This is a genomic window from Nocardiopsis sp. iso_237 (genome assembly GCF_056173345.1).
Map to the genome: position 1 here is coordinate 252372 of NZ_CM149669.1, position 18339 is coordinate 270710.

The following is an 18339-nucleotide window of genomic DNA, read 5'->3' on the forward strand; positions in this document are numbered from 1 at the left end:
GCCGTCACCCCCTTGCCGTCACGAGTCCGTAGAGCGCTTCACCGACGGCGGTCGGCGTCATCTGCTCCGTGGCCTCGAAGTGCTCGATGTGCACGGCAGGGCCCTGCCCGGACCCGATGCCGGATGCCCCGGCGGCGGCGCCGTCCCACCCCGGCGGGGTCGGAGGCACGGCCACCATGGCGGACAGGTCCCGATCCAGCGCGGCCTGTGCGGAAGCGATGCCGTCGGAGACGCCCGGCGGAATCCACCGGCCGATCTCGGAAGCGAAGACCTTCGACGGCGAGTTGATGCCGAGCGCTCCCTTGGCGGCGTCGAGCGCCCCCTTGGCGAGATCCTTCATCTTGGAGACCAGGCGCCCGGCGGCGCCGGTGACGCCCCGGATGATGCCTTGCACGATGTCGCTGCCCACGGTGCGGAAGCGCGCCACGATGCCCTTCACGGTCGACCACGCGCGGGTGATCATGGTCGTGACCGAGGACCGGATGGCGCCCCACGCGGCGGCGGTGGCGGCCTTGATGGCGTTCCACGCGCCGGTGACGGTGGCGCGGACGCGGCCGACCACGCTGGTCACGGTTGACCGGATGGTGTTCCACACGGCGGCGACCGCCGCCCGGATGGCGTTCCAGATGGCGGCGTTCAAGGCCTTGATGGTGTTCCACGCCCCGGTGATGAACGACCTCACCTTGCCGACGGCGCTGGTGACCGCGCCGACGATCCCGGCCCACTCGGCCGCGATACCGGCCCGGATGGTGTTCCACAAGGCGGCGGTGACGGCCTTGATGGTGTTCCACACGGCGGAGATGACCGCTTGCACGGCCGCGATATAGCCCGTGACGGCGCCGACGATCGCAGCCCACACGGCCGCGATCCCGGCCCGGATGGCGGCCCACGCGGCGGCGGTGGCGGCCTTGACCCACTCCCACGCGGCCGAGATGACCGCGACGATCTGATCCCAGTAGACGACGATCAGGGCGACCAGGCCGACCACGGCCGCGATGACCAGAGCGATCGGGCCGAGCCCGATCAGCCACGCGGCGGCCATCTTCCCGGCCGCGAGTAGGGCTTTGAGGCCCATCATCGTCCACGTGGCCGCGACCCTCAGGCCCGACGCCACAGCGGACGCGGCCATCTTCGCGCCCCCGGCGACCACGGACGCTGTGGTCACAGCCATCCGCGCGGCCAGACCCCCGGCGGTCGTGATGAGCCGCCGGAAAGCCGAGTCGGGCTTGCCGAGCTGCTTCCCGAGGAACCCCAGCGTCGAGCCGACACCTTTGACCACTCCGGTCAGCGCGCCGAGCTTGCTGATCAGCCCGCCGCCGACCATCGCGAACGCCAGGAACCCAGCGACCGCCGTCTGTGCCCCCGGGGGGAGCATCCCGAGCACGGCCACGACCGTGCCGAGCGCCCCCGTGAGCAGGGGCAGCAGCGCCAGCACGTTCTGTGCAGCCTGCCCGAGCGTGTCGAACAGGGTCGCCAGCCCCGCCTGACCCTCGGCGGACTGGGCCCACGTCGCGAACCGTGTGGTGAGCGACTCGACGGTGTCGAGCAGCCCGGCGCCGGACACCGACGCCGACCCGAAGACCCCGCCGAGCGCGGTCGTGAGGTCCCACGCGATCCGGCCGAGCTGAGCGAAGGTATCGCCCGCCCGCTCGACCATCCCCGAGAGCTTGGCGGCGCCCGCTTCGGTCGTGAGGAAAGCCGCGGCCGTCTCAATGCCGCCCGCTGCCCAGTCTGAGAACCGCTCTACCAGCGGCATTCCCAGCACCGCGAGGGACGCGAGCAGCTGGAGGAGCGGCCCGAGAGCCTGCCCCCAACGCTCGGTAACCCGGGTCGTGCCCGCGAACACCTGCGACAGGGTGCCGTTGAACACCCCCGACGACATGGTCGAGGTGGCCGACTTCGCGGCCGTGTTGAGCGCCCCGGCGACCCCGACCATCCCCGTTTCCAGGGTCGGTATGGACCCGGTCGCGAGACGGTCAATCTCGGACCCGAGCCCCTGGAACAGGCGTTCCTGGACCGCGTCACGGACGGGCCCGAACGCCTGCCGGAACCCGGCGAACGACCGCACGAACCCCTGCGCGGACGGGGCCAGACCTTCGAGTGCCTCCTCCAGTTCCTCGGCGTCGCCGCCAGTCGCCGCCATGGCGTCACCCATGCCGGACAACCCGACGGCCAGGACGCCGACGGCGGCCCCGGCGACCAGCAGCGCGGGCGGGAGCGCCAGCACCGCGCCGGACGCCGGACCCATGGCGGCCGTGAGCGCGACCGCCGACGTCGCCAGCGTCGTCAAGGCGGCGACCTTGCCGACACTGGCGAGCCCCCGCTCGGTGCGGCGTAGGGCCCGCTGTAGATGTGAGTCGTCGCCCCGCAGATACGCAACGAGTTCGCCCACTTGGAGAGCCACGGGGGATCACCCCCGATCAGCTCTCGCGCGCGCGTGCGCGCGCGGACTAGTAGGTGTGGGTCAGCCGAGGTAGCGGCCGGTCACGGCCGCGATGGCGGCCGGGCTGTCGGCGTCGACCGGGGTGTCCCGGTACGCGGCGGGCCACCGGGCGTGTTCGGAAAGGCCGGTCAAACGCCTCATGAAGTCGGGCCACGGCATGGCGTCGACCGCCTCGGGCGGTATGCGGTACTCCCGCTCGAAGTCGGAGAGCAGCAGCCCCCACCGCAGACTCAGCGCCTTGAAGAACCGCGCTTGCTGCGCTTCTGCGAGCGGGTCGCGGGCCGCCGCTGGGCCGCGACCTTCCGGGCTTTTCCCTCGGTGGCCCTGACCGCCTCGGCGGCCTCCTCGAAGGTCATCGAGTAGGGCGACCTGGTGTTAGCCATCCCCCACACCAAGAGAATCTGAAGTTCGTCGTCCCCGAGATCGTCCTTCCAGTCGTCGAGCGCGTCGTCGCCGTAGAGCATGGCGACCAGCTCGAAGAGCAGCTCTACCGCCTGCTCGGCGGTGGTGTCAGGAGACCCGAGCCGGTGCATACGCATCTCAAACCCGATGGGCAGCACCTCGGGGAGGGTCACCTCCTGACCGAGGATCACGGTCGTGACCACCTCGGCCGAGCGGGTGCGCGCCCGGCTCTCCCGGTAGTCGTCGAAGCTCCCGAACCCGTCGGGCGCCTCGGCGCTGTCGGCGTGGTCCTGGTCGAGGTCGTCGACCTGATCGTCGTACTCGGTCACGGGGCCACCGCCTCGACCTGCTCGGGACCGGTCCGGCGGATGCTGGCCTCGAAGCTGGTCATGTCGTTGTTGCCGCCGCCCCGGGAGCCGAGGGACACCCACGCGTCCCACACCCGCCACGACGTTTCGGTGACGTGCCGCCAGCGGACGCCGGTGACGCCGTCGTAGACCTTCAGCTTCGCCAGCTGCTCCACGCGGGCCTGTCCGGGCGCCTGCTCCCCGGCGACCATGTCGCGCAGACCCGTGATGGACAGAGACTCGCCGCGCTGCATGGGCAGGCTCTCCGCCTCACCGTCCGAGTTGAAGTCGGTGATGTCGACTTCCTCCTCACCCTCGCTGGGGTCGGACTCCCACTCGGTCACCCCCTCGATTTCGAGCCACGTCGGTGTGGCCTCCCCGTCGGAGACCTCGAAAATCCAGGACCGCGCTGCCACCTTGGGCATGGTCGATCCCTCCTTACTGTCGGTGCGCCGTCGGCGCGTCGATGATCACTCGGTAGTTCTGTACGTGTTCGTGGCGGCGCGACTGGTCGACGCCGATCGGGGTCGGGTCCGCCTGGAGGGCGACCGCGAGCACCACGTGAATCCCTCCGGGTAGCTCGACGGCGTCGAGGCCCTGGAGAGCGTCGTAGATGGCGGCGAGCCTGCCCCGGCTCACACGCGGGTCGCTGGTGCCCCGGGCGCGGATCTGCACCCGGTGTTCGTCGGCGCCCGCCTGCAAGGAGTCGGGTTCGGGTCCGGCCCCGTACCCGGTGAGGGCGACGACCTGTGTCGGGGAGTCGGGGAGGACGTCGACGGTGATCCCGACGTCGTCGGGCTGGTACAGGCCGTCGGGCCGGTAGACCAGGCCGAGGCCCCGCTCCTCCTCGGCCAGCCACGCGGCGAGTCCGTCGAGCAGGGACACGGTCACCCCCCGAGTTCCCGGCGGACCTCGGCCGCGACTAGGGCGACCATGGTGTCGTGCTCCTCGGTGAACGGCGTTTCGAGGTACTTCGCGGTGCGGCCGGGGTCGTGACGCCACGTGAGTTCCTCGTGCTGGCGGGCGGCGTACACGGTGTCGTAGGACACGGCGGCGGTCAGCGCGGCCGGATCGACGCTCGCCGTCCCGGACCGTTCGAGGGATCCCTCCTCGATGGGCGCCCGCTGGCGGGACTGCCCGAGGAGATGCTCGGCGGCCTTGCCGAGCCCGCGCGCCTCGGCCGCGTGGACCTTCCCCCCGACGCGGCCGGTGCTGATCTTCGTCTTCACGCGCACGCGCATCATGCGAGGGTCACCTCCGTGTGCTGCCAGCCGCCGAGCGACTGGTCGTCATGGCGGCGGGTGCTGATCACCCACGTGATGCGCCCGGTCGGCAGGGTCACCCGGGACCCGGGCGGGTAGTGGTCGGCGGTGGCCAGACGGCCGCGCACGGTCGCCTCGGACACCGTCTCGGCGCCGGTCTTGTCGCGGACTTGGCGGCGCTTCTCCTCGACTTGGGCGCGGAGCACCACGGGCGGCCCGTAGACATCTCCGTAGGCCCCGGCGCCGAGGTGAGGCTCGACGGTCACCCGGTGGCGTAGGAAGACGCCGGGGATGTCGGCCACGGGGTCACCCCCGCCCGGTCGGTAGGCCGGTGAGCCCGGCGGACTGGAGAGCGCGGACCGCACGCGGCCCGAACCCCGCCGAGGAACCCCCGGCGGCGCCGCCCGCCCGGGTGTAGGAGGCGCCCCCGAGGCTGGCGCTCGACCACTGCTGACCGGCGCCGGTGCGGTCCCCGACGTCGTCGAGGTACGTCGCCTGCGCACAGGTGGCGCGAGTGAGAGCCTCGACGACGCCCGGGTCGGTCGGCATCCCGGCCGCGTCCACCGCGTACCGGACCGACAAGAGCATCCGGTCGACGTCTTCGCTGGCGTCCGCGAGCAGCTGCTCGGCGTCCTCGGGCGGGGCACTCCCCCGCCCGAGGTAGGCGACCAGGTCCTCGACCGTGGCGTACCTGCGCACGGTCACCCGTCCCCGGTCTTCGTCGCCTTGGTGCGGGCGGTCTTCGCTGCCTCGGCGCGCGCGGTCCGCTGCTCCTCGACCGACGGCGACGGCCGGTCCGAGGCGGCGGGGGCGTAGGACTCGGAGACCTTCGCCCACGCGGGCGACTTCTCCAGCGTGGACAGGTCCCGGGACCGGTACGGGACGTGGCGGCGCTCGACGACCAGGCCGTCGACGACGCGCTCGAAAGTGGGCATGGTCGGGTTCTCCTACTCGGTTGCGAGGTAGCCAGCCGCCCGCAGAGACGCCAGCAAGGCGTTCACGGTGGCGGCGGGGTCGTCGGTGGCGTCGGGCACAGCCGCAGCGGCGGGAAGCCGCCCCGGGGCGAGTACGCCGCTGGTGATCTTCGACGCGGGCAGGTTCGGGACTCGGGCGGCGGCCAGGGTCCCGGCGGTGATGTCGGCCGCGTCGTGGGTGTGGGTGGCCGGGGCGGCGCCGACCGTCGGGGCGTCGAGGGCGACGTCGCCCGACTCGTCGGGGGTGACCCCGTTGACGGTGGACACCCCGCCCCCGCCCGCGCCGCTGGCGGTGGTGGGGAGCGGGGTCTCGGGGCCGACCTCGACCAGGTCGCCGCTGGCGTCCCGGTAGTGAAGGAACCCCATGGCTACGCGGCCACCTTGATGTTCCGGAAGACACTCGCCGCCTTGGTGGCCTTCAGCGCGACCGCCACGGGCCCGAGTTCGACCTCACCGCGCTTGACGGCGCCGCTGGTCGTGAAGTCCGGCGCCCACTGGCGGACGATGCTGCCTCCGGCGGTGGTGACGGCGTGGAACCCGTCGAGGCCGAACCTCACGGCGTAGAGGTCGCTGAGGCCGGTCGACGGGTCGCCGCCGACCGTCCGGTCGCTGATGCTGACCACGGGGTCGTTGGTGCCGCCCTTCGCGCCGAGGTCCCGGAAGGGGATGCCCGCGTAGGACTCGACGGTCCTTCCGAACGCGTCTTCGGACCGGCTGTAGTACCCGGCGGCGCGCGCCATCGACCGCAGACGGGCGATGGTGCGCTGGTTGCCCATGATCGCGCCGGGGGTGTCGTCGAGCAGGCTCAGCCACTCGTCGACGTCGTCGAGCGCCTGGCGGGCGTCGACGTCCGACGCGAAGCTCGACCAGTCGGTCACCTGGTCGGGCCGGTGCTCCGTGGAGGACCCGGTGAGCGCCTGGTCGAGACCGTCGAACCCGGTCACACTCTCGCCGGTGCCGGTCCGCTGGCCATTGATGACCTGGTCGGAGAAGAAAGCGCGGGTGGACTTGATGACCTGGGCCATCTGGAAGGCCACCTCAGCGGACGCGGCGGGGCCGAGGTTGCCGAGTACCCGGTCGACGGAGAAGCTACCGCCGAGCGGTGCCAGGTCGACGGACACCCGCGACCTGGTCGCCTTGGCGTCTTCGTACTCGGTGTTGTAGGGGCGGAAGCTCGCGGGCCGTTCGGTGGCCAGACGGGTGTACGTGTACGTGAGGGTCGCCCCGCCCCCGGCGGGGTTGACGGCGTCGTCGAAGGTCAGCGAGTCGAGCAGGAAGCTGGACTTCCGGAATTCGTCGATCACCATCAAGTCAATGTGATCGGTCGTGTTGAGCTTGGCCTCGGCCAGAGTCACGGGAGCCATGGGGCGTCCCTCCTATCGGGTGGTGCCGCTGTAGTGGGCGGCGAGAGCGTCGGACAGGGAAGCGGGGGTCTGGCCGACACCGGGCCTGCCGGTGCCGTCGGACCCGCCACGCGGGGAGGTGCCGCCCGGCTCCTGGCCGGTGGCGTAGTGCGGGTGATCGGTCAGGGCCGACTTGATGGCTTCACCGAGCCGCTTCGTGTAGCCGTCGGCGGACGGGTCGAGGCGGGCGACGCGGTCCATGAAGGACCGGGAGTCGGTGAGGCGGGTCGGGTCGGCGCCGTGCTGGGCGGCGGCGCGGAAGACGGACAGTTCGGTCTGTGCGGCGCGGAGACGGTCGGCGGTGTCGTCGTCGGCCGGGGCCTGCCCGGCGTCGGGGTCGGGCGGCTGTGGGGTGGGCTCCTGTCCCTGCCCCGGCTGGCCGTTTCCGTTCTTCTGCTTGAGTTCCGCGAGTTCCGCGCGAAGGTTCGCGACCAGGCGCGCGGCACGGTCGGCGTCCCACGGCTGACCGTCGGGCCCCAGAGGCGCCTGTTCCTGCTGCTCAGGGGCGTTTGTGGAAGGCCGCGGTTCCGTCTGGGGGGCGTTTTCGCCCTGGTCAGCGGGGGTTTGCGGGCCGCCGTGAGCGGGGTTGTCCATGCGGGTCGCCTCCTGGGCGGTTGGTGGGGCCCGGACGCCTGGTCGCGGGCATGGAGAAGGCCCCGGCGGTTGCCGAGGCCGAAAAACTTTGAGTGGTGAGTTGACAAGGTTTATGGGATCGCATACTTTGACTGCACGCCAGTCAAAGTTTCTAGGGAGACGACATGACCGCCATCACCCAGCCCGGACTGTTCGACGCCACCGAGTTCCTGCCGACCGAGGGCACCCTCCTCGGAGCCATCGCGGACGTCGAGGCCGAGCAGCGCGCCGAGATCGAGCGCGCCGCCGCCGAGGTCGCCGCCGAGGCGGACCGCGACGCGGTCGAGGAGGTCGTCGAGGCGCGCGAGTTCGCCGTGATCAACACCGGCCGGGGCGACATCCGCGTGCACGCCGCTGACTGCTCCGACCTCGACCGCGACCGCAAGCGCTACGGCACGACCCCGGTGGTCATCCGCTCGACCGACCGGCGCGGCATCGTGGCGGACTTCATGGGCGACTTCGTGGACGAGGGATACGCCCCCGAGGAGCTTGACGGGGACTTCGTGTGGGTCGCCTGCTGCGGTGACCTCCCCTGGGAGGCCGACGCCGACCAGGCCGAGCAGGAGACCGAGGAGCCGGTCGAGGAGATCGACCTCGGAGCGCTCCGGATGTCCCCGCGCGTCCGCGAGCTGGTCCTCGACGGTGGCGCCGGGTCCTGGCACTACCAGACCCGTAAGGGCGCCCTAGACCGTGGTCTGACCATCGACATCAAGGACACCACGCTCACCACGTTCGGTGAGCGGGTGCGTGCCGCCCTGCTGGCTGGCTGACCAACCCCTACGCCCCGGGCACCCGCCCGGGGCGCCCCCTCATGTCTGGAGACGAGAGAATGACGACCATGGCGACCGCAGACCTCTACAAGGGCACCCCGTACTACGTTGGCACGGCCGGTGTCGCGCAGCACCTCGGCGTGAAGACCGCGACCATTACGACCTGGCTCAAGCGCTACCGGCCCGGCTCCGCGCATCCGGTTCCCATGCCCGACGTGATCATCGGTGACGTCCTCGGCTGGGCCGAGTCACGGCTCCCCGAGTGGGACCGTTGGCGGACCGGGATGCCCGGACAGGGCACCGGCGGCGGACGGCCACGCAAGACCGCCGAGCAGGAGTTTGCCGACCGGATGCTCGACGCCGTGCGCGACTTCGAGCGCGCACAGGATGGCGAAGACCGGCCCGCGCCGGGGACGGTCTCCACAAGCCCAGTCCCCAAGCTCTCGCCCCGCACCTGGGACCTGCTCGACGACGCGGGCAGCGGCACCGTGAGGGGCAAAGCCCGGACCAAGGACGCGGCGGAGCGTGCGGGCCTCATCGAGCACACGCCCAGTGGTAAGTACCGGGTGACAGACCTCGGGTGGGCTCACCTGGCCCGACGTACCGGTGCTGAGGCGCGCGCGGTCACCGGTCTCACCCCGGGCACGCTGGTCGAGTGGACCGACCGGGCCGGGACGCACAGGGGGCCCGTGCGGTCCCTGCACATGTGGGTGGTGACTCCCGACACGGCTCACATCCGGTCGCAGCGCGCCCGGTTCCCCATGCTGGTCGTGGACTCGGAGTCCGGGACGCGCGTCGTCGACGTCGAGTCGGTGAGCCTGCCCGAGTAGGTCAGGCGACCGCGTCGTCGGGTACAGGGGGAGCGTCCGGCACGGCCGGGGGCTCCCCCTCGACGTGTACCGGGTGCGGGATCAATGACACGGCGTTGAGGAACACCGCCACGGGGTCGGGCCCCGGCCCGGCGGGTTCGTACACCGGGCCGGTCGGGGTGAGCAGCGCCGGGCCGGTCAGTAGGAGACCGACCTCCCGGGCGGTGACCGGGTCAGCCGACCAGGTCGACCCGTCCCACGTCACCCACCGGTCAGCGCCACGCGCGCGCACAGTCCACTCAGCCACGGTCACGCCTCCTCGGTGTCGTAGGTGATGGGGGTCGGGGTCACGGACCGGTACCCGGCCATCCAGAGCCCGAACAGGGCCCGTTCACGCGGGTCCCCGTCGGGGTCGGGGGAGTGGGGGCACGACCCCCGGGGCAGACCGGCGCGGGCGGCGGTCTGCCCCGCCTGCTTGGCACGCATCATGTCGACTGCGATCCCCACAGCGGCTACCTCCTCACCTGTTGTAGTCCCGCCCGGCGTCCCCGGTGCGGCGGCCCTGCTCGATGGACTCGACGAACTCCGCGAACGTGAGTCTCCCGTTCGCGTCCCACCAGCGTTTCAGTTCCTCGGACGCCCACCGCTCCGCGCGGGCACGCGGCCCCGAGAACAAGGTCGCGGGGTCTACACCGCGCGCCTGTGCCTCGGATGTGAGCAGGTACCCACGGGTCGCCTGCTCGGCCGCCACGACCTGCCGCTCGACGTAGTCCCGGTACTGCTCCCGCGCGATGGTGCGGAAGTCCCGCCGGTCGTCGGCGCCGACGCGGTGCGTGCGAGTGTACTCCTGCCGTCTGACGGCTTCCAGGGTGATCCCGAGGACCTCGGCGGCTGCGGACTCCCAGTCGTATCCCCCCTCCTCGACAAGCCGTGCGATCTCGGCGTACTGGGCTTCTTCCCGCTCCTGGCGGCGTAGGCGAGCAGCCTCACGGCGACGCCCGGCCGCCTCCTCACGGGCCCGCTCAGCGTCGGCCCGCCGTTCGATCTCGGCTTCCAGGCGCTCGGCCTGGTCGACGTCGTCGAGGGCGAAAGCGCGGGCGAGCCGTTCCGCGAGTTGGTCGTCGGACAGGGACTCGACGGGCGGGTCGAGCAGCTCGACGGGCTCCCGACGCTGGAGAGTGACCAGCGCGCCGAGGACGAACGCGCGGCCGTCACGGTTGGTGTACTTGCGGTGGCCGCGCCCCCACACGTCCTGTACAGCGGTCTGGAACAGCTCCCACGGCATCCGGGCAGGGTCCGCGCTGCCCTCTGAGTAGGACTTCCCGGTGTAGGGGTTGGCCCACTCGTCGGGGTAAGACACTTCGCGTTCGTTGTAGTGCCCGTACCCGGGGATGTCCTTGATCCGGCGCAGCTCTTCCAGGTCGCCGCTGTCCGTGGTGGACCGGCGGCGGGTGAGAGCGAACTCAAGGAAGGTCAGACCGGGTACGTGCTGCTCCATTCGGTGGCCCTGCTCGTGCAAGGTCGTCTCGTGTGAGCCGGACTGGAACGTGCCCACGTAGGCGCTACGGCGGTCGTTGAACGCCATCCGGTCGGCCCGGTCACCGGCACCCTGTAAGTAGTACGCCCGGTCGTCGTGGACGACGTCGAGCGGTCCGCCCGCGTCCGCCATCTTGAGCCACTCGGTGGGGTAGTAGCGTTCGGCCGTTCGGAGTTGCTCCTTCCAGTTTGCGGGCGCGGCCTCGGCTACGGTCCCGATCCGTTGGCGGTGTCCGCCGAGGTCGACGACTGACGCCACCACGTCGCGGGTGATCTCCGATTCCCGGCGTACCACGGCCTGGTGGGCATCCCAGTACGCCTGTCGGTTCTCCTCGGTTTCGCCCTCGGCGTCGATGACGCGCCGTGCCTCGGCGCGGACCTTGACCGCGTCGGCGTGCTCGGTGTCGGCCTCGATGATCCGGTCGGCGTCCGTGAGTATGTGCTCTCCGACGTCGAGCACGTCGTCGAGGTGGGCGTACAGCTCCTCGGTCGGCATCCTCTTGCCGTTGGTGTCGGTCGGGTAGGTCGTGCGGGTTCGGATGTCGAAAAGCTCGGCGTCGGTGTGGCCGGGGTCAACTTCGGTCTCCCCACGGCCGTGGGCGTTTCGGGCGTTGATCCACCGGTCGAGCGAGGCCTTCGCACGTCGGAGCGATCCCTTTTTACCGGAGAGCCGTTCCTCGCGGATCTGGGCTCGGCGGGCGTGCGGGGTGCGCTTGCGCCTGAACTCCTCTTCGATCTCGTCATCCAGCACGGCGAATTCGTACAGGGCGCGCTGATGCGCGGCCAGCCGTGACGCGATGAGGTCGTCGATCAGCCGGTATTCCTCGGTGGGCAGGGTGCCCGCCCACTCCTCGGTGGTGGTGGGGAGCGTCTCGTACACGCGGTTGATCCGCTGGCGGGTGTCGTCGGACGCCACCAGGCGGCGCGCGCGTTCGGCCTCCTCGGCTGCTCGGCGTGCCTCCTCGGCGGCCTCGGCCGCGCGCCGCTCCGCTTCCTGCCGTTCCCGCTCGGCGTCGGCGGCGGCCTGGTCGAAGTTGAGCTGACCCTCGACCTGGTCGTCGCGGCCGTCGTCGGCCTGGTCGTCGTCGTAGCGGCGGCGGACCTGCTCGACGGTCCCGTCGACGGTGGCCTGTGTGTCGGGTCCGATCGGTCCGATGGCGTCATCCTCGCGGGACTCGGGCGGCTGGGAGCCTGCCCCGGCCTGCTCCCGGTAGCGAAGTCGTTTGAGGTAGCGGTGTTCGTCGAGATGGGCGCGTAGAGCGGCCTGCCGGTCACGAACCCGCCGGTCAGCGGCCCGCCGAAGCTCCGGAGACCAAGCCGCGGTGACCCGGTCGAGCTTCGCCTCACGGATGCGCCGCTCCATGTGGCGCTGTTTCATGCGGGCTTCGTACTGCTCGGGCTCGGGTGCGGGAGTGGGGATGCGGGTGACGCCCGGCAGGTACGCCGACATGCTGTGCCGACAGTTGGGGTGCCACATCCCGGCGGCGCGGGCGGCGGCCACGGTCCCGGCCACGTCCACCGTGACCATGACGCCGTCACGGATGGCGTGCTGCACCTGCACCGGCCCGGCCGGGCCCGACACCCTGTGGAGTACACGGCCCTCCCACGGGCGGCACAGCCCGCATTCCTGGGCGTGGGCGCTGATGTATACCAGGTCGACGCCGAGGGCGGAGAGCCGGTCGTCCTGGCCCTGCACAGCCGCGCGGGTTGAGGCGGTGCGCATGGCCATCTCGGCATAGGAGTGGAGCCGCCACCGGCGCCCGGCACGGTCGGTGAACCCGGTGATCCCCTGGCGCACCAACCCCGACCACACGGCTTGGGTGGCCTGTCGGCGGGTCTGCCCGGCCGCGAGCATCCGGGCGGTACCACCGGCCACAGCCGACCGGTACGCGTCGAGGCTGTCGCGGAGGATGTTCGCGGCGACGGCGCCCACGTCCCGCACAAGGGCCGTCGCCAGCGCCTCGATGGCGCCGGACTGGGGCACCTCGACGCGGGCGGCCTCGGCGCGGTCCCCGATCCCCGACGCCGCGAACCACGTCTGTGGGATGTCAGAGAGGGCGGCCCGGTCCCCGGCCTGCCACGCGGCGGCCAGGCCCTCACGGATCGCTCGCGCCCCCCGGACGATGGTCCCGGCCTGGATCGCCTCGACGGCGCGGCGGAGCTCTCCGATGGCGTCGAGGCGGGCCTCCCCGGCGGACGCCGTCGGCGCCCCCGGGTGGCGGATGACGTGCCGGGTGATCTGCTCGACGAGAGCGACCTCGGCCTCACGGTAGATCGCTCCTACGGCGGCGACGATGTCCTCGATGTCGTCGGGGTCCACACCGGGCACGGTGAGCACCCCCTCGACCTACTCGGCGTCGGCGCCGTCCTGGTCGTCGAGCTGGTTGCCCGCGTAGCCCTCGGCGGCGGACATCCACGGGTCGGCGTCGGTGGTGCGGTCCGACCTGATCCGGTCGACTTCCTCGGAGACCTCGGCCTCTTCCCACTCCGGATGCTGCCGCTTGACCTTCAGCCACGTGCTGATAGCCCCGGCGGCGTCGAGCAGCTGGAGGGTGCGGGCCTGCGCTTCGGGGTCGTCCGCGACCGCCGGTGCGATCTCCACAGCGGGCATCACCGCTTCAACCCCGGATTGGAAGACGACGGCGTCAAGGGCGAGCATGGCTTGCAGGATGCGGCGCAGGGCCGGTTTCCAGTACATCCACTTGCGGCCCCGGGTGGTCATCGACCGGCGCTCCCGGGCGGCAACCTCGGTCGCGGTGACGGCGGTGTCGCCGTCGTGCCCGAAGGTCTGCGGGCTGTACCCGCACGAGTGGACGGCCTGCCGGGTGAAGGACTCCAGCGACGACCGGTGTTCCTCGACCCGGATGTCGAACTGGGCCATCGTGAGTCCGCCGTCGGAGACACCGGGCGGCATGTTGAGCCGCTGGAAAATCTCGGTGGACGCGTTGAACTCGGACCCTTGCCCGGGGCCGAGGTCGGTGAGGTACTCGGGTGGGACGAACACGCGGGCGGCGGCGAGACGGATGTCGCGGAGCCACGACGTCATGGTGCGGTCTGCGGCGTCGAACAGCCCGTACACGGGGGCGGCGAAGTCACTTCTGCCGTGCGCGCCGCGCAACCGGCGGTGTGGGCGGATGTTGGGAATGTGGGTCGCGGTCAGGTACGGGATGCGGGTCGGCTGGAGTCCGGTCCCGCCGGTGAGCGCGTCGAGGTATGCGGCGTCGTCGTGCTCGGAGAACGGCACCCGGGCGCCGAGGTTGTGCGGGGTGCCCCGGTAGAGCCCGTACTCGATCAGCCCGGCCCCGGCCTCCACGGCGTGCCGCTCCAGCAGCCGCAGCACGGACGCGCCGGTGTCCTCCAACTCCCGCCAGAACGTGACTTCGACCAACCGGCCGTGCCGGAACGTCGGGACCGCGCAGTCACCAGCGCGGGGAACCAGGATCGGCCGGGACACCAGGTCGGCATCCCACGCCAGGGACAGGTACCCGTCCCCGAGCGCGGCGGCCAACTCGGCGGCCTCCAACAGGCGCATGTGAACGCCGCCGTCCTCGACCAGTTCGTCAAGGCGGTCCTGTGTGCGGGTGAGGGTCGAGCGGGTGCCAGTCGCGGCGCCGGGGTCGGCCTCGACGGTGACCCGGGGCGCCTCAGCGAACAGCAGGTCTGCCGAGGTGCCCGCGATATCCCCGGCGAGCGGGACGTGCACGCGCCGCTCATGTTCGTCGAGGGACCGACCCTCGGACCACAGCCGAGACGCGACCGAGGGACGGTCATGCTCCCGGGTGGCGCGGGTGCCGTAGTAGTCCGCGAGCCGGGCCGTGTCGCCCTCGTACCAGACGTCGGCCTCGACCATCCCGTCGTACACGGCGGCGAGCTGGGGCGGCGGCCACGGGCTGTCAGGGGCGGGGAGCGGCATCACTCACCCCCTGACGGTCTGGCGGGCGTGCCGCGCGAGGATGCGGGCCCGGTCAGCGGACCGTGCGTCGGCGTCGGCCCGGTCAGCGGACCGTGCGTCGGCGTCGGCCTGGCGGTTGAGCCGGTCGGCGTGCCGGGAGGCCCGGTCGGGACAGGTGTGCACCCCGTAGTACACGGCGCGGGTGGCGTGCGACTCGGTGACGTCGTACACCACCGGGGCGTGGGGTCGGATGTGGGCTGGAAGGGTGCGTTCCCGGACGACGTAGGCGGCGGACACGGCGGTCTCCTAGCTGGGGTCGAGGATGGGTTGGCGGAGTACGGCACGCCACTGCCACGCCGAGGAGTGCAGGGCGTACCGGAGCGCGTCGGCGCTGTGGTCGTCGGCCTTGATGGGGCGGTCCTCGCCGCGCTCGGTCCACGCCGGGTCCCACGAGTAGCCGGGGAGTTCAGCGAGCAGGCCGGTACAGGAGCGGTGGACGCGTAGGCGGTCCTGGCCGAGGAGGCTGGACACGGTGCGGATGCCGTCCAAGACGGAGTTGTCGGCGGGCGTCACGCTGGCGACCTTGTCCGACCAGAGCTGAGTCATGAAGCTGGCGGCGGACGGGTCGACGTAGAGCCGTTCGGGGCGGACCCCTCGGGCGGGTGCGTGGTCGGCGCCGGTGATCTCGTGTGGTCGGGGGACCCGGGCGAGCCACGCGCGCAGCTCGGCGGAGTACTGGGCGTCGGTCAGCTGCTTGCGGGCGTGCTTGGAGTCGTGCCGGTACTCGGCGGTGACGTACAGGCGCCGGTCCGCACCCACGCCGACCAGTAGGGCGGCGAACGGGTTGACTGTGCCGTAGTCGACGCCTAGGGCGAGCCATCGGTCGATCGGGGGGAGCGCGTCCACGACGTGGTGGTCGTCGTCGAACATCTCGTACACGGCGCCCTCTGCGAGGCACCAGTGACCGAGGACGAACCGCCTGAACCAGAGGCCGACGTATTGGGCTTTGAGCCGGTCCGCGAACCCCTCGGGCAACCCGGGGTTGTCGTCGAGGGTCATGTGCCAGTGGCGGAGACCGATCTCGGAGCCGCGCAACAGGTAGTCGCGGCGCAACCAGTGGCGGGGGCCGTCGGGGTTGGTGGTGGCCAGTAGCCGGGCGCCCTTGACCCGCAACCGGGACAGGAGCATGGTCCAAAACGACTCTGGGACCAACGTCGCCTCGTCCACGTAGGCCAACGCCACCGTGGCGCCTCGGATGCGGCCCTCGGCGCGGGTGTCGGACGCGCCGACCAGGTGGACGGTCCGGCCGAGGATGACGGCCGTCGTGCTGCCCGTGGTGTGGTGCACATGCTTGGCGACCGGCCCGAACAGTTCCGGGCTCTGCAGCACGTCGATGAGGTTGCGCTCGATGGTCTGGAGTGTTCTGCCCGTGATGATGATCAGGCCGGTACGGGGGGCGCGAACCACCAGGAGCAGGAACGCGAGCAAGCTTGCGATGGTCTTCCCCGAGGCGACCGCCCCGGACCACACCGCAATCTGTGGGGTCGTCAGAGCGCCGGTGATGGACTCCAGCTGGATCGGGGACATGACCCCGGCGACCCGGTCGAGGATGCTCACGGACCACCCCCGGGACGGCGCCCCGGCGGGCGTCTCTGGCTTCCGATAACCGTGAGTTCTGGGAAGTCAGGGCGTGTCGTCGGCGGCCTGGTCGGCGTCGGCGGTGCCGGTCGCGGTGAGGAGCGCGTCGCCTAGGCGGCCGAGCATGGACGCCACGTCGGCGGCGCCGTCGGCCTGGTCGTGCTTCTCCAACTCCAGGTGGTCTTTCAGCGCCTGGTGTACGGCTGACAGGATCGTGCGCTGTTCGGACACCGGGGGTTGGGGCAACCGCACCTGTGACCAGACGTTGTCCTTGCCGCCGAACTGGCCGTGAGTGAACGGGGACCACAGCTGGTCGCGGAGCCGCTCGGCGTCGGACAGGAGATCAGCGGACAAGGCGGCCCGTCGGGCGGAGAGATCGGCGCGCGCGGCGGCGGTGTCAGCGACACGCGCCTCGGTCGCGGCCTTGGTCTCCGCCCGGTCGAACGTCTTGCCCGCCGACCGGATGATCCCCGAGACGGTAGAGCCCGAGAGCCCCACTTCCTTCGCGATGGCGTTCCGGGAGCGCCCGGCGGCGTGGAGTTCGCGCACGCGTGCGCGGGTGGCGTCGTCGACCGGTCGACCGCGACCTCGGCGGGGTGTCTCAGCCACACGTGCACACCCCCTGGACATGGGAAAGGGCCCTTGACCGGGGTGGAAGCGGACGGCCGGTCAAGGGCCCTAGGTACAGGTGTGGTGCTGCAAATGATGATGACACGGCCGACCAGTCGAATAGCGGTCGACTGGTCGACCGTGTGTCACTTCTCGGGGCGCTGCTGCAATCCGCGGTGGTCCCTGGGGCGCTTCTGGAGGGACTCGACCAGCCCGTACACGCCGAACGCGGTGAGGAGCGCGCACGGGATGGCGGCGGCGACCCACCAGCCCCCGGCGGACCATGCGGTGTAGGTGAGGAACCCGAACAGGGCGGTCAGGACGGTGCCGATGGTGGCCCCGGCGGGGTCGCGGCGCGGTGTGGTGTCAGTGGTCATGCGGTGGTCTTCTTCTTTCGGGTGTTCTTGTCCAGGACCAGGCGGACGGTGGCGACCTGGGCGGGGGGAACGATGACGTGCGATCCCTCGGCGGTCTCGATGCGGAGGGGGTCGATGATGGCGGGGCGGAGGCCCTCGGCGGCCTCCTCGGCGGCCTCGGGGGGCAGGGTGGCCCATGCCCCGGCATGGATGGCTCCGGTGGTGGTGTGGATTTCGATTCTGTAGCGCTGCGCCATGGTGTCGGGTCCCTTCGGGGTGGTGGTGGGCTTTCGTCGGAGTAGGGCGCGGAGGTCTCCGAGGCGGAATTGTGGGCGGGGTCGGGCGGGGCCGAGGAGGGGCGCCTCGGTGGTGGTCGACCGGGTGGTCGCCCGGGGTGGTGCCCATGACGCGCGCTCGACCAGGCCCCGGCGGTGCCACTGGGTGATCAGGTTCCGGGTGATGGGTTCCCCGAGGTCGGTCATGATGCGGGCGGCGTCGGCGGCGGTGTGGTGGGTGTCGTCGAGGCGGTCGAGGTGGTCGGCGCGGCCCTGGGTGACGTCGACCAGGCCGTCACAGCCGGGGGCACGGCACCGGCCGGTGGCGGCCCCCTGGCGGGTGTACACGGGCGCTGCACAGGTGGGGCAGGCCCCGGCGAGGATGGTGGGGGTGGGGAGGTCGACCGCCTGCTCGGCGGCGCGGGTGATGGCGGACAGTTCGTCGAGGAGCTGACCGGCGAACGGCTGGCGCCGGATATGGGGGAGGTTAGCGGCGAGCCACTGGGCGAGCGCGGTCGGGTGGGCGGCCGGGCGGCGGGTGCCGAGCACCGCCCCACAGGAGCCGTGACGGGGGAGCGGGTCACCGGCACACCCGTGGCAGACCGGTCCGGAGACGCGGGCGGGCGGCATGGAGGAGGCGACGGCGCGCACCCACTCCGCGAACGTGTCGACCAGGGCGACGGCCAGGTTCCCGGCGTCGGGGTCGACCAGCATCGGGTAGGAGTCGCTCGGCCGTCCGATGGTGTCGCTCGCGCGGGTGAGCCGGGTCTGGCGGAGCGTCGCCCGGCGCAGCTCCGCGCCGAGGGCAAGCTCGACGACGTGGCGGAGCATGGCGCGCAGACGGCCCGTGCAGAAGTCGCACAGCCGTGTGCTGGTGACCTCGACGCATCCCTCGGTGGTGCAGTTCCCCATGTGGCCCCCTCTGTGTCGACGAATGGTCCCAGCCGGGGGCACACGAAAAGGCGCCCACGACATGACGGTGTGTCGTGG

22 protein-coding genes are annotated in these 18339 nt (G+C 71.6%); 2 read left to right on the plus strand and 20 right to left on the minus strand.

Annotation, left to right across the window (positions count from 1 at the left end):
- Positions 1-4: 4 nt before the first annotated feature.
- The 11 genes from AC0VYM_RS01295 to AC0VYM_RS01345 form a co-directional block, all read right to left on the minus strand.
- Complete coding sequence (locus tag AC0VYM_RS01295) at positions 5-2404, minus strand: phage tail protein (protein ID WP_475458005.1); 2400 nt, start codon at positions 2402-2404, stop codon at positions 5-7.
- A gap of 269 nt (positions 2405-2673) precedes the next feature.
- Complete coding sequence (locus AC0VYM_RS01300; RefSeq protein WP_475458007.1) at positions 2674-3174, minus strand: hypothetical protein; 501 nt, start codon at positions 3172-3174, stop codon at positions 2674-2676.
- Positions 3171-3617 (minus strand): phage tail tube protein, encoded by a 447-nt coding sequence (locus AC0VYM_RS01305; protein WP_475458009.1) that lies wholly within the window; start codon positions 3615-3617, stop codon positions 3171-3173. Before AC0VYM_RS01305 ends, AC0VYM_RS01300 begins: the two co-directional genes overlap by 4 nt.
- 13 nt (positions 3618-3630) lie before the next feature.
- Positions 3631-4077 carry a minor capsid protein gene (locus AC0VYM_RS01310; RefSeq protein WP_475458011.1) on the minus strand — a complete coding sequence of 149 codons (447 nt, stop codon included), beginning with the start codon at positions 4075-4077 and terminating at the stop codon, positions 3631-3633.
- Positions 4078-4079: 2 nt separating this feature from the next.
- Positions 4080-4427 carry a hypothetical protein gene (locus AC0VYM_RS01315; protein ID WP_475458013.1) on the minus strand — a complete coding sequence of 116 codons (348 nt, stop codon included), beginning with the start codon at positions 4425-4427 and terminating at the stop codon, positions 4080-4082.
- A 5-nt stretch (positions 4428-4432) separates the two neighbouring features.
- The gene (locus tag AC0VYM_RS01320; RefSeq protein WP_475458015.1) at positions 4433-4756 is read right to left on the minus strand and encodes a hypothetical protein; all 324 of its coding nucleotides are present in this window, start codon (positions 4754-4756) and stop codon (positions 4433-4435) included.
- A 4-nt stretch (positions 4757-4760) separates the two neighbouring features.
- The gene (locus AC0VYM_RS01325) at positions 4761-5159 is read right to left on the minus strand and encodes a head-tail connector protein (RefSeq protein ID WP_475458017.1); all 399 of its coding nucleotides are present in this window, start codon (positions 5157-5159) and stop codon (positions 4761-4763) included.
- A complete protein-coding gene (locus tag AC0VYM_RS01330) occupies positions 5156-5389 on the minus strand; it encodes a hypothetical protein (protein ID WP_475458019.1) in 234 nt (77 codons plus the stop codon). The genes AC0VYM_RS01325 and AC0VYM_RS01330 overlap by 4 nt, the downstream gene beginning before the upstream one ends.
- Before the next feature lie 12 nt (positions 5390-5401).
- Entirely contained in the window at positions 5402-5794 is a 393-nt protein-coding gene (locus tag AC0VYM_RS01335) for a hypothetical protein (protein WP_475458022.1), read from the minus strand.
- A gap of 2 nt (positions 5795-5796) precedes the next feature.
- Positions 5797-6792: a major capsid protein gene (locus AC0VYM_RS01340; RefSeq protein ID WP_475458024.1), complete on the minus strand. Its 996-nt coding sequence runs from the start codon at positions 6790-6792 to the stop codon at positions 5797-5799.
- 12 nt (positions 6793-6804) lie between these two features.
- Positions 6805-7425, minus strand: coding sequence for a hypothetical protein (locus AC0VYM_RS01345; RefSeq protein WP_475458026.1), 621 nt, complete (start codon positions 7423-7425; stop codon positions 6805-6807).
- A 164-nt stretch (positions 7426-7589) separates the two neighbouring features.
- On the opposite strand from AC0VYM_RS01345, the gene AC0VYM_RS01350 reads away from it, so the two are divergent.
- Positions 7590-8234, plus strand: a complete 645-nt coding sequence (locus tag AC0VYM_RS01350; RefSeq protein WP_475458027.1) for a hypothetical protein — start codon at positions 7590-7592, stop codon at positions 8232-8234.
- Positions 8235-8302: 68 nt separating this feature from the next.
- Positions 8303-9064 carry a hypothetical protein gene (locus AC0VYM_RS01355; protein WP_475458029.1) on the plus strand — a complete coding sequence of 254 codons (762 nt, stop codon included), beginning with the start codon at positions 8303-8305 and terminating at the stop codon, positions 9062-9064.
- Between the two features lies 1 nt (position 9065).
- Here the strand turns inward: AC0VYM_RS01355 and AC0VYM_RS01360 are convergent, their stop codons facing one another.
- From AC0VYM_RS01360 to AC0VYM_RS01400, 9 genes are all read right to left on the minus strand, one after another.
- The gene (locus tag AC0VYM_RS01360) at positions 9066-9350 is read right to left on the minus strand and encodes a hypothetical protein (RefSeq protein ID WP_475458031.1); all 285 of its coding nucleotides are present in this window, start codon (positions 9348-9350) and stop codon (positions 9066-9068) included.
- Positions 9351-9352: 2 nt separating this feature from the next.
- Positions 9353-9550, minus strand: coding sequence for an Rmf/CrpP fold protein (locus AC0VYM_RS01365; RefSeq protein WP_475458033.1), 198 nt, complete (start codon positions 9548-9550; stop codon positions 9353-9355).
- Positions 9551-9563: 13 nt separating this feature from the next.
- Complete coding sequence (locus tag AC0VYM_RS01370; RefSeq protein ID WP_475458035.1) at positions 9564-12899, minus strand: phage minor capsid protein; 3336 nt, start codon at positions 12897-12899, stop codon at positions 9564-9566.
- 27 nt (positions 12900-12926) lie between these two features.
- Positions 12927-14492: a phage portal protein gene (locus AC0VYM_RS01375; RefSeq protein WP_475458037.1), complete on the minus strand. Its 1566-nt coding sequence runs from the start codon at positions 14490-14492 to the stop codon at positions 12927-12929.
- A gap of 3 nt (positions 14493-14495) precedes the next feature.
- Positions 14496-14768 carry a hypothetical protein gene (locus AC0VYM_RS01380; protein WP_475458039.1) on the minus strand — a complete coding sequence of 91 codons (273 nt, stop codon included), beginning with the start codon at positions 14766-14768 and terminating at the stop codon, positions 14496-14498.
- A gap of 9 nt (positions 14769-14777) precedes the next feature.
- A complete protein-coding gene (locus AC0VYM_RS01385) occupies positions 14778-16088 on the minus strand; it encodes a PBSX family phage terminase large subunit (protein WP_475458041.1) in 1311 nt (436 codons plus the stop codon).
- Positions 16089-16154: 66 nt separating this feature from the next.
- The gene (locus AC0VYM_RS01390; protein WP_475458043.1) at positions 16155-16718 is read right to left on the minus strand and encodes a helix-turn-helix domain-containing protein; all 564 of its coding nucleotides are present in this window, start codon (positions 16716-16718) and stop codon (positions 16155-16157) included.
- 146 nt (positions 16719-16864) lie between these two features.
- Entirely contained in the window at positions 16865-17095 is a 231-nt protein-coding gene (locus tag AC0VYM_RS01395; protein WP_475458045.1) for a hypothetical protein, read from the minus strand.
- The gene (locus AC0VYM_RS01400) at positions 17092-18261 is read right to left on the minus strand and encodes a hypothetical protein (RefSeq protein ID WP_475458047.1); all 1170 of its coding nucleotides are present in this window, start codon (positions 18259-18261) and stop codon (positions 17092-17094) included. The genes AC0VYM_RS01395 and AC0VYM_RS01400 overlap by 4 nt, the downstream gene beginning before the upstream one ends.
- Positions 18262-18339: the final 78 nt, after the last annotated feature.